Origin of the sequence: Phenylobacterium sp. (genome assembly GCF_044372605.1) — a bacterium.
Lineage (GTDB): Bacteria > Pseudomonadota > Alphaproteobacteria > Caulobacterales > Caulobacteraceae > Phenylobacterium.
The window spans coordinates 1-10,265 of sequence record NZ_JBILRO010000117.1 but is presented as its reverse complement, the minus strand read 5'-3'; the positions used below and the strand labels follow the sequence as shown (position 1 = coordinate 10,265).

Genomic DNA, 10,265 nt, shown 5'->3' with positions numbered 1-10,265 from the left:
GACTGGAGACGCCCAGCACCTTGCCCGAGTGGTCCGCCGCCAGGTCCGAGACCATGTAGAGCACGCCGGGCGCGATGTTCTCGGGCAGGCTCAGCGGGTCCGGGTCCTTGCCAATGCGCCCTGGCAAGTCGGCGGTCATGCGGGTGTAGGCACCAGGCGCCAGGCACATGACGCGGATGTTGTACTTGCGCCCCTCGATGGCCAGCACGCGGACCATGCCGTAGATGCCGGCCTTTGCCGCACCGTAGTTGGTCTGGCCGAAGTTGCCGTAGAGGCCCGAGGTGGACGAGGTCAGCACCATCGAGCCGCCCTTGCCGTTGTCCTTCATCCACTTCCAGACCGGCAGGACGCAGCAGTAGGTGCCCTTAAGGTGAACCTTCACCACCAGATCCCAGTCCTGTTCGGACGTGTTCGCGAAGGATTTATCGCGCAGGATGCCTGCATTGCAGACCAGGATATCGACCTGCCCGAACGCGTCCAGGGCCGTCTTGAGGATGTTCTCGCCTCCGGCCATGGTGGAAACGTCGTCGCCATTGGCCACGGCCTTGCCGCCCTCTGCGATAATCTCATCGACCACCTTCTGGGCCGCAGCGCTGGTCCCATTCCCGGAGCCGTCGCGTGAGCCGCCCAGGTCGTTCACGACGACAGAGGCGCCCTCCTTGGCGAACAGCTTGGCATAGGCCTCGCCCAGCCCACCGCCCGCGCCGGTGATGATCGCTACCTTGCCTTCGAGCAGTCCCGCCATGATCGTCCTCCCAGACCTTTGTTTGGAAGCATCATCCTGCCGTGAAGGCCACTCTGGCAAGTCTGGACTTTATCTGGAGGTACGCCGCGACTTGAAGAAGGCCTTCAGCATCGATGAGCTCTCGTCAGCCAGGACGCCCCCCACCACCTCCGGCCGCCAGTGGCAGGTGGGTTGTTCGAAGAAGCGGGGGCCGTTGAACACCGCCCCGCCCTTTGCGTCATCCGCGCCGAACACAAGCCGCCCGATCCGGGCGTGGCTGATGGCACCTGCGCACATGGCGCAGGGCTCCAGGGTGACCACCAGGGTCAGGCCGGTCAGCCGATAGTTGCCCCGCTTCAGCGCCGCGGCGCGCAAGGCCACGATCTCGGCGTGGGCGGTGGGATCATGGGTTCCGATGGGCTGATTGGCGCCTGTGGCGATGACTTCGCCGGTCGCGGGATCGACCACGACAGCGCCCACAGGCGTCTCGCCATTGTCGGCTGCGGCTTGCGCCGCCTCAAGCGCGATGCGCATGGTGCGAAAATCATGATCCACGATCCACTACGACCCTATCGCGATGACGACGGTCAACCCCGCACTGACGGCGATGAGGGCGAAGGCGGCGAGCGCATCGCCAAACTGTTGGCGCGTTCGGGCGTGGGATCGCGCCGCGATGTGGAGCGTCTGATCGGCGAAGGCCGGGTCGCGATCAATGGCCAAACCCTGACAACACCCGCAGTCAAGGTCAGCGCGGGCGACATCCTGACGGTCGACGGCGAGGTCGTGGGCGAGCCGGAACCGGCGCGCGTATTTCGCTATCACAAGCCGGTAGGACTGGTGACCACGCACAAGGACCCGGCGGGCCGGCCGACGGTGTTCGAGAACCTGCCCGAAGGGTTGCCGCGCCTGATCTCGGTGGGCCGTCTGGACATCAATTCCGAAGGCTTGCTGCTGCTGACCAACGACGGTGGCCTGGCCCGGGCTCTGGAGATGCCGTCAACTGGCATCGTGCGGCGTTACAGGGCTCGCGCCCACGGCCGGACCACCCAGGAGCGATTGGATACGCTTAAAGACGGGATCACGGTGGAGGGCGTACGCTACGGCCCGGTCGAGGCGAAACTCGACAAGGCCAAGGAGGGGCCGCAGGGCGCCAACCTGTGGCTCACCGTCACCCTGCAGGAAGGCAAGAACCGCGAAGTCCGGCGTGTGCTGGAAGCTATCGACCTCAAGGTCAACCGGCTGATCCGTCTGGCCTATGGACCATTTGCACTTGGTACTCTGGGCGACGGCGAGATCGAGGAAGTCGGCCCCCGGGTGATCCGCGAGATGCTGTCCGAGCATATCGAGCCCGAAAACCTGCCGACCGGCGAGCGGCCCCAGTTCCGGTCGGCCAACAAGAGCGCCGCTCGGCGCGCGCAGGAGGCGGCCAAGGTCGAGGCCGATCTGGCGCCGGTCCGCGCACCCAAGGAAAAGCCGGTCTACAAGGCGGGATGGGCCACGCCGAAGCCCAAGGCCAAGCAGCCGCTGAAGGACAAGGCCGTCGCCAAGGCCCGCGCTGCCGGCAAGTCGAAAGCCGCAGCCAAACCGAAATGGTTCCCCGCGAAGGACACGCCTACTCGGCCAGGCATCATTGACCGACCCAAGCCAGGCCCGCCCCGGCCCGGCCCGGCTAGACCTTCTGGATCTGGGCGGGCGGCAGCCCCTGCGCCAGGCCCGCGCGGGCCGAAGGGGTCCGCATCACCTCCAGGAAAGACCGGCGCTCGTCGGCCAGGCCCTCCGAAATCGGGCGGTCGAGGGCCGCGCGGGTGAGCCGTTTGGCGTAAGCGATACCGTCCGCGCCGCGGGTTTCCCATTCGCTGGCCATCTCCAGCGCGCGCGCCAGCGGGTCGGCGGCCAGCTCATGCACCAGGCCGATGGCGTGCGCCTCGGCGCCAGAGAAGATCAGGCCGCGCAGTATGATCTCCAGGGCCTTGGCCTCGCCCACCACACGAGGCAGCCGCTGGGTGCCGCCGCCGCCGGGGAAGATGCCTACGCGGGTCTCCGGAAGGCCGATGGCCTCGACGGTCGGGCTGGCGATCCGGAGGTCACAGGCCAGCGACAGTTCGAACCCGCCCCCCATACAGAGGCCGTTGATGGCCGCAACGACCGGCTTGGGCGCAGCGAAGATCGCGTCGGCCAGCGCCAGAAAGCCCTGCGTCGGCGGAGCGTCCGAGGGTGGCGGCGCGGCAGCGCCCTTGAGCTGCTCGCCCATGACGGCCAGCTCACCGACATCATAGTGGCGGATGAAGATATCTGGCAGACCACCGGTGATGATCACCGAGCGCACCGTGGGATCGGCGCTGAGCGGTCGGAACAGATCCAGCATCTCCTGCGCGCCAGCAGCCGTCATCGTGCCCAACGGTGGATTCGCATAGGTCATCACCGCGATTCCGCCCCGGCGTTCCACACTCACCAGACCCATGTCGTTCTCCCTGACGTCGGTTCACCTTGATTGTTGGCCGAAACCTTGGAACGGGAGAGCAGGACCAGCAAGGAGCCATCTGTGCGCATCGTATCGGGCGAGTTTCGCGGCAAGGCCCTCGTAACGCCGAGAGGCGAGGCCACACGCCCAACCTCCGACCGCGCCCGACAGGCGATCTTCAACATCCTGGAGCATGCGGCCTGGTCTCCGGGGGTGCGCGGACGGCGCGTGATCGACCTGTTCGCAGGCTCGGGCGCGCTGGGTTTCGAAGCGTTGTCGCGGGGCGCGGACTTCTGTCTTTTCGTGGAAACTGACGAGGCGGCCCGCGGGGCCATCCGCGACAACGTCGAGAATCTGGGTGGCCTGTTCGGCAAGACACGGGTGCACCGTCGTGACGCCACCGATCTCGGCGTTAAGCCCGGTGCAGATGGCCCGGCGTTTGACCTGGTGTTTCTTGACCCGCCCTACGCCCGGGGACTTGGCGAGGTTGCACTGGCGAAGCTCGCGGAGGGCGGATGGTTGGCCCCGGGCGCGGTCTTGGTCTTCGAAAGGAGCGTTTCGGAAGTTGCGTTCGATATTCCGGAGTTCACGGTGCTGGACGCCCGCGACTACGGCGCGGCGCGGGTCAACTTCCTGCGGTTTGACGGCCCCTAGCGCCGCCCGAACAGCCGCTCGATGTCCGCCAGCCTGAGTTCCACATAGGTCGGCCGGCCGTGGTTGCACTGGCCTGAATGGGGGGTTGCCTCCATCTGCCGGAGGAGGGCGTTCATCTCGGGCGCGCTCAGACGGCGACCTGCGCGGACCGAGCCGTGACAGGCCATGGTGGAACAGACGTCCTCCAGCCGTTCCTTGAGCGCGAGCGCCTGACCGTTCTCGGCCAGGTCGTCGGCAATGTCACGGATCAGACCGGCGGCGTCGGTTTCGCCCAGCAGGGCCGGAACTTCCCGAACCAGAACCGCGCCGCCGCCGAACGGCTCCACGACCAGCCCCAGGGCAGCCAGTTCGTCGGCGCGGGCCAGCACCCGGTCGGCCTCGGCGGGGTCGAGCTCAACCACCTCGGGCAGCAGAAGGGCCTGGCGGGCGACGCCGCCGTCGGCCATCTCGGCCTTCATGCGTTCATAGACCAGGCGCTCATGAGCCGCGTGCTGGTCGACGATCACCACCCCGTCGCGGGTCTGGGCCACGATATAGGTCTCGTGCACCTGGGCGCGAGCGGCACCGAGCGGGAAGTCCACCGGATCGAAGGCGGTCGTGACCGAGGGTTCAGCGACCCCCAATGCGGGATCGGGTTCCGCACGTGCGGATACTTCCGAAAAGCCCGGGATCGACTGCACGGCCTGCGCCCAGCCGCCCTGACGCCAGGCAGAGAACCCTGCGCCCGACGGTTGCGGCGGCATGCTGTTCGGACGAAAGCCACCCAGGGCGGCCATCGAGACGGTGGTCGAGGCCCGGTGCCCCGCAGCCGCCAGGGAATGGCGCAGGCCGCTGACGATCAGGCCGCGCACCAGCCCTGGATCGCGGAACCGCACCTCGGCCTTGGCCGGGTGGACATTGACGTCCACGAGCCCGGCGTCGAGCTCGACATAGAGCGCGGCCAGCGGGTGGCGATCGCGGGCCAGGAAGTCGGCGTAGGCGCCGCGCAACGCGCCCTGTAGCAGGCGGTCACGCACCGGGCGGCCATTGACGAACAGGTACTGGTGCGCCGCGTTGCCTCGGTTGTAGGTGGGCAGGCCCGCGAAGCCCGTCAGGCGTACGCCCTCGCGCTCGTGATCCAGCGCCAGGGCATTGTCGGAGAACTCGCGGCCCATGATCGCCGACAGCCGCGCCAGCCGACCATCGGGCCCGGCCACCTCGGCCGGCAGGCGCAGGGCGCGGCGGCCGTCGATATCGAGCGAGAAGCTGACCGTCTCATGGGCCATGGCCTGGCGCTTGAGTTCCTCGGTGATCGCCGTGGACTCGGTGCGTTCAGACTTCATGAACTTCAGGCGCGCGGGCGTGGCGTAGAACAGGTCCCGCACCTCGATCCGCGCACCGTGCGGACCCGGGAAGCCCGCCGGGGTCACCGCGCTCACCGCCCCGGCGTCAACATGGATGGCATGCGCGTCGGCCACGCCCTTTGCCCGGCTGGTGATCGACAGACGCGAGACGGAGCCGATCGAGGGCAGCGCCTCGCCGCGGAATCCTAGCGTAGCGATCCGCAGCAGGTCGTAGTCGCCGTCCTCGCCGGGGTAGAGCTTGGAGGTCGCGTGGCGTTCCACCGCCAGCGGAAGCTGGTCGGCCGCCAAACCATGGCCATCATCGGCCACGAGGATACGGGTGAGGCCACCGCCGTCGGCCTGGACCTGCACGTCCCGGGCGCCGGCGTCGAGAGCGTTCTCCACCAGCTCCTTGACCGCGCTGGCGGGCCGCTCCACCACCTCGCCGGCGGCGATGCGGTTGATCAGTTCGGTAGGGAGGCGATGAATGGGCATGTTGGTTCAACTTAAGGACATAGTACGATTCCAGGGAGCCTCATGCCTGTCGTGAAACGTCTTCTGATCCTGAGCCTCCTCGCCTGGCTTGGCGCGCTGCCAGCTTCGGCTCAGGCGCCCGCGCCCGATCCTGATGAGACGCTGGTGGAGGAACTGGTGGTCACCGGCCGCCTGCCCGGCCCCGCCTGGTGGCGCGTTACCGACGCCGACACCACAGTCTATGTGCTGGGGGTGCCATCAATTGCGCCCAAGCGGATGCAGTGGGACCGATCGATCTTCGAGCGGCGGCTCAAGGACGCCAATGTTGTGGTGCTGCCGTTTGTGAACGTGCGCGCCAAGCTGGGCGGCTCGATCGGGACGGCCATCAACTTCCTGCGGATCAAGTCCGGCGGACCCTTCGAGGCCACCCTGGACCCCGCCACCCGCGCGCGTTTCGTAGCCGTCCGCACGCGGCTGGGGCAGAGCGCCAAACACTATGACACCCGCAACCCGCTGGCGGCCGGCGTGCAGTTGGCCATCGACTATCGTGACGTCTCCAGCCTGACCAACAGCGACCCGGCAAAGCTGGTGCGTTATCTCGCCCAGCAGAACCGCGTGAAGGTAATCGAGAAGAGCTATGATCTGGGGCCCCAGTTGGGCGGCATCTTGCGGACGCCTTCATCGGTGGGCAGGATCTGCTTCGACGAGGTGCTGGCTCAGGCCGAAGCTGGTCCCGGCGCGACCCTGGCCGCAGCGCGGGCCTGGGCGGTCGGAGATGTGCGCGGCGCCCTCGACAACGAGCGGACCTATGAACGATGCCTGTCTACTATCAGCGGCGGGCGCACCTATGACGAGCGCACCAAGGCCGATACGGCGGCGGCCATAGCCAGCGCGTTGAAGACCCCAGGGCACGCGATCGTGCTGGTCTCGCTTCGTCCGCTGCTGGCGCAGAACGGTGTTCTTGCACGCCTGAGGGCGCAGGGGTTCACGGTCAAGACACCAGGAGAATTGTGACGCCCCCACTCAAGGGGGAAGGCTCACAGACCCGGAAGCTTGATCCGGGACTTGCCTTCGCGCTGGATCACCACGGACTTGTCGCCAGTGAGCTTGGCGATGCGTTCCTTCTCCGCCGCGGCGTCGACCTGGGTGGTTGAGCCGTCGAGGCCGGATGTGGCGCCGGCAGCGGGTGCCGCGGCATCCTTCTTCCAGAACATCACCGTGTCCGCGAAGCTCTTTTCCTTGTGCGCGATATCGCCGAACTCGTCGTCGACCACGTAGCGGACCAGGGGATCGGCCTTTTCGGCGCCAGCCTTGGCGACCAGCATCTTCTCGCCTTCGGAGCGTTGCTCGGCTTCGCGCTGGCCCAGCAGGGCGTTGCGCGCGGCGCTCTCGGGCTGCAGTTCCTGCGGCCGCGGTTCGCCGGGCGCCGGGGGGCGGAGCGCATAGTCGGGCGGCACCACCAGCGGCGCCTTGGTGACAATCCGGAACTCGTCGGGCGTCACCTTGGACATACCCAGGGCCTTCTGGGTCGATGTGCAGCCGGCGAGGCCCGCGGTCGCAGCGAGAGCGGCTACGACGATCACTCGGTTCAGGCTCATGTATCCAGCAACTCCCAGGCGTCTGACCGACGCACGTCCTAGTGTCATCCTGCCGGGTTCCTGTGGCGGGAAAACGGCGCGGCTCTCCAGATAGCGCAATCGACGCCCAAGGCCAACGGATCAGGCCTTGGGCTCTCCGCGAAGCGTATCCAGTAACAGCACGACCACCCCGACAGTGATGGCCGCGTCGGCGACGTTGAAGATCCACGGGAAGAAGCCCAGCCGCGAGACGTCGAGGAAGTCCACCACGGCGCCGAAGCGGGTCCGGTCGATCGCATTGCCGATGGCGCCGCCCATCACCAGCCCAAGACCGATGCCCAGGAACCGACGGGTGTTGCTGCGCGCCCAGTTGGCCAGGAAGGCGGCGACGCCCAGCGAGAAGACCACCAGGGCCCACCGTACGGCGTCGTGGCCGGCCTGCAGCAGGCCGAAGCTGACCCCCTGGTTCCAGATACGGGTGAACTGCAGCGGCCAGACCACCTCGTGGGGGACATACTCCGGCAGGCGCAGCACCTCCATGATCCAGACCTTGCTGGCCTGATCCAGCGCGATCACCAGGAGCGAGATGGCGTAGGCCATCCAGCCGATGCGTGAGACGGCCGTCATGTGCGCGCCGCATCCCAGGCCGCCACGGCCGCAGCGTCGCGGAGCGACAGGTCCGGGTAGCGGGGGTCCGATCCTACCTCCGGCAGGATGCGCCATGAGCGGGCGCACTTCCTGCCCTCGGCTTTCAGCGGCTCCACCGCAACACCGGACACATCGGCCAGGCGGAAGGCGTCGGCCGGGCCCTGCCCCACCACCAGCGTCGCCTGGCTGGTGCGGAAGACCTCTGCGGCGTCCAGCCCCTCGAGGGCGGCCAGCAGGTCGGGATCCGAAACATGCACCCGGGGCGCAGCCTCGAGCGCGGCGCCCATGCGCTTTTCCCGGCGCTCGATCTCAAGGGCACCGGTGACCACAGAGGTCACCTGCTGGACCTTGGCCCAGCGCGCCGCCTCGGCGTCATTGCGCCAGTCCGCCGGCGTGGTCGGGATCACCCGCATGGCGTTGGGATGGGCGTCTGGATAGCGGGTGGCCCAGGCCTCTTCCATGGTGAAGGGGATCAGCGGGGCCAGCCAGGCGGTCAGGCGTTCGAACACCGCGTCCATCACCGTGCGCGCCGCCCGGCGCTTCACATCGCCCGGCTGGTCGCAGTAGAGGCAGTCCCGGCGGATATCGAAGAATAGCGCTGACAGTTCGTTCTGGCAGAATTCGGTGATCGGCCGGATAACATCCTGAAAAACATAATCATTATAGGCCGCACGAACCTGGGCATCGAGTTCGAAAAGACGATGCAGGATGAACCGTTCCAGCGGCGGCATCTGTTCGAGTTCCACGGCTTCATCCGGCGAATAGTCGGCCAGCGCGCCCAGCATATAGCGGATAGTGTTGCGTAGCTTGCGATAGGCGTCGGAAGTCGTCTGCAGTACCGTCTTGCCGATGCGGCTGTCGTCAGCGTAGTCGATCATGGCCGCCCACAGGCGGATGATTTCGGCGCCGCTTTCGCGGATCACCACCTCGGGATCGACGGTGTTGCCCTTGGACTTGGACATCTTCTCGCCATTCTCATCCATGGTGAAGCCGTGGGTGAGGATCGCGTCATAGGGTGCGCGGCCGCGCGTGCCGGAGCTTTCCAGCAGCGAGGACTGGAACCAGCCGCGATGCTGGTCGGAACCCTCGAGGTAGAGATCGGCGGGCCATCTGGTATGCGGCCGGTTTTCCAGGGTGAAGGCGTGGGTGGAGCCTGAATCGAACCAGACATCGAGGATATCCTCGACCTTTTCGAAACGCTGGGGATCGTGCTCGCCCAGGAAATCGGCGTCAGGGCGATTGAACCAGGCGTCGGCACCTTCTTTGGCGATCAGATCGACGATGCGGCGGTTGACCTCCTCGTCGTGCAGGGGCTGGCCGGTTTCCTTGTCGACAAACATGGCGAGCGGCGCGCCCCAGGCGCGCTGACGGCTGATCAGCCAGTCGGGGCGGCTTTCCACCATCGAGCGGATACGGTTCTTGCCGCCGGCGGGATAGAATTTGGTCGCCTCGATGGCCTCCAGTGCGGTCTCGCGCAGGGTGCGGCCATTATGCGCCTTGTCCTCGAGCGGCTCATCCATTCGGATGAACCACTGGGGCGTGTTGCGGAAAATGACGGGCGCGCCGGACCGCCAGGAATGCGGATAGCTGTGCTCCAGCCGCCCGCGCGCCAGCAGGTTCCCGGCCTCGATCAGCTTGTCCATGACGGCCGGGTTGGCCGGGCCGAACTTGCCGGACTTCTTGCCCTCGGTCTCCAGCACCTTCAGGCCGGCGAACAGCGCCACGCCCGGATAGTAGGCGCCGTCGGGATCCACTGTCTCCGGGATCTCGCGGTGTCCGTGGGCCATCCAGACTACATAGTCGTCCGCGCCGTGGCCGGGCGCAGTGTGGACGAAACCGGTGCCGGCGTCGTCGGTCACGTGGTCGCCGGACAGCATCGGCACGGGGAAGCCGTAGTGGCTGTCAAGACTGGCCAGCGGATGGGCCAGAACCATGCCCTGGCAGTCGACGGCTTCGATCTTGCGCGCGCTGGCGATCATGGCGGCCTTGAAGACATCGCCCGACAGCTTCTCGGCCACGATCAGGCGGTCGCCGGGTTTGGCCCAGGGCTCGAAGGCCAGGCCCTCTTCCATGGCCTCGACCTGGTAGACCGCGTAGTCGATGCTCTCATTGTAGCTGACGGCCCGGTTGGCCGGGATGGTCCAGGGCGTGGTGGTCCAGATCACCACCGAGGCGCCCTGTGTGGCGTCGGAGCCTTCGACCACGGGGAACTTCGCCCAGATCGTCGGGCTGTTGTGGTCGTGATACTCCACCTCGGCGTCGGCCAGGGCGGTGCGCTCCACCGGGCTCCACATCACGGGTTTCGAGCCGCGATAGAGCTGGCCGGAGGCCATGAACTTGTGGAATTCGGCCACGATGGTGGCCTCGCTCGAATAGTCCATGGTGGCGTAGCGGTTTTCCCAGTC

9 protein-coding genes and 1 pseudogene are annotated in these 10,265 nt (G+C 67.0%); 3 read left to right on the top strand and 7 right to left on the bottom strand.

What is annotated here, in order from left to right:
- Both ACIQ42_RS10770 and tadA read right to left on the bottom strand, forming a co-directional pair.
- Positions 1–745, bottom strand: a 745-nt coding sequence (locus ACIQ42_RS10770) for an SDR family NAD(P)-dependent oxidoreductase (RefSeq protein ID WP_397422193.1), incomplete at its 3' end; no start/stop codon positions are given.
- Between the two features lie 69 nt (positions 746–814).
- Positions 815–1,258: a tRNA adenosine(34) deaminase TadA gene (gene tadA / locus ACIQ42_RS10765; protein ID WP_397422194.1), complete on the bottom strand. Its 444-nt coding sequence runs from the start codon at positions 1,256–1,258 to the stop codon at positions 815–817.
- A 12-nt stretch (positions 1,259–1,270) separates the two neighbouring features.
- Between tadA and ACIQ42_RS10760 the strand changes: the two genes are divergently transcribed.
- Positions 1,271–2,533 carry a pseudouridine synthase gene (locus ACIQ42_RS10760; protein ID WP_397422192.1) on the top strand — a complete coding sequence of 421 codons (1,263 nt, stop codon included), beginning with the start codon at positions 1,271–1,273 and terminating at the stop codon, positions 2,531–2,533.
- On the opposite strand, the pseudogene ACIQ42_RS10755 reads toward ACIQ42_RS10760, so the two are convergent.
- Positions 2,493–3,113, bottom strand: a pseudogene (locus ACIQ42_RS10755) (enoyl-CoA hydratase/isomerase family protein); the annotation flags it as partial. The gene ACIQ42_RS10760 and the pseudogene ACIQ42_RS10755 overlap by 41 nt on opposite strands.
- A 153-nt stretch (positions 3,114–3,266) precedes the next feature.
- Here ACIQ42_RS10755 and rsmD point away from each other — a divergent pair.
- Complete coding sequence (gene rsmD, locus ACIQ42_RS10750; RefSeq protein WP_397422191.1) at positions 3,267–3,839, top strand: 16S rRNA (guanine(966)-N(2))-methyltransferase RsmD; 573 nt, start codon at positions 3,267–3,269, stop codon at positions 3,837–3,839.
- Here rsmD and mutL read toward each other — a convergent pair.
- Positions 3,836–5,656, bottom strand: a complete 1,821-nt coding sequence (gene mutL / locus ACIQ42_RS10745) for a DNA mismatch repair endonuclease MutL (protein WP_397422190.1) — start codon at positions 5,654–5,656, stop codon at positions 3,836–3,838. The genes rsmD and mutL overlap by 4 nt on opposite strands.
- Positions 5,657–5,707: 51 nt before the next feature.
- Here mutL and ACIQ42_RS10740 point away from each other — a divergent pair, with 51 nt between their 5' ends.
- A complete protein-coding gene (locus ACIQ42_RS10740) occupies positions 5,708–6,649 on the top strand; it encodes a TraB/GumN family protein (protein WP_397422189.1) in 942 nt (313 codons plus the stop codon).
- A 23-nt stretch (positions 6,650–6,672) separates the two neighbouring features.
- On the opposite strand, the gene ACIQ42_RS10735 is transcribed toward ACIQ42_RS10740, so the two are convergent.
- From ACIQ42_RS10735 to ACIQ42_RS10725, 3 genes are all read right to left on the bottom strand, one after another.
- Entirely contained in the window at positions 6,673–7,233 is a 561-nt protein-coding gene (locus ACIQ42_RS10735) for a DUF3035 domain-containing protein (RefSeq protein ID WP_397404911.1), read from the bottom strand.
- Positions 7,234–7,353: 120 nt separating this feature from the next.
- The gene (lspA, locus tag ACIQ42_RS10730) at positions 7,354–7,839 is read right to left on the bottom strand and encodes a signal peptidase II (protein WP_397422188.1); all 486 of its coding nucleotides are present in this window, start codon (positions 7,837–7,839) and stop codon (positions 7,354–7,356) included.
- Positions 7,836–10,265, bottom strand: a 2,430-nt coding sequence (locus ACIQ42_RS10725; protein WP_397422187.1) for an isoleucine--tRNA ligase, incomplete at its 5' end; no start/stop codon positions are given. The genes lspA and ACIQ42_RS10725, both read right to left, overlap by 4 nt.

Bases quoted from the DNA above. Each gene is read 5' to 3' on its own strand.
- mutL (WP_397422190.1), bottom strand. From the start codon at position 5,656: ATGCCCATTCATCGCCTCCCTACCGAACTGATCAACCGCATCGCCGCC.
- lspA (WP_397422188.1), bottom strand. From the start codon at position 7,839: ATGACGGCCGTCTCACGCATCGGCTGGATGGCCTACGCCATCTCGCTC.
- ACIQ42_RS10735 (WP_397404911.1), bottom strand. From the start codon at position 7,233: ATGAGCCTGAACCGAGTGATCGTCGTAGCCGCTCTCGCTGCGACCGCG.
- ACIQ42_RS10760 (WP_397422192.1), top strand. From the start codon at position 1,271: ATGATCCACGATCCACTACGACCCTATCGCGATGACGACGGTCAACCC.
- tadA (WP_397422194.1), bottom strand. From the start codon at position 1,258: ATGCGCATCGCGCTTGAGGCGGCGCAAGCCGCAGCCGACAATGGCGAG.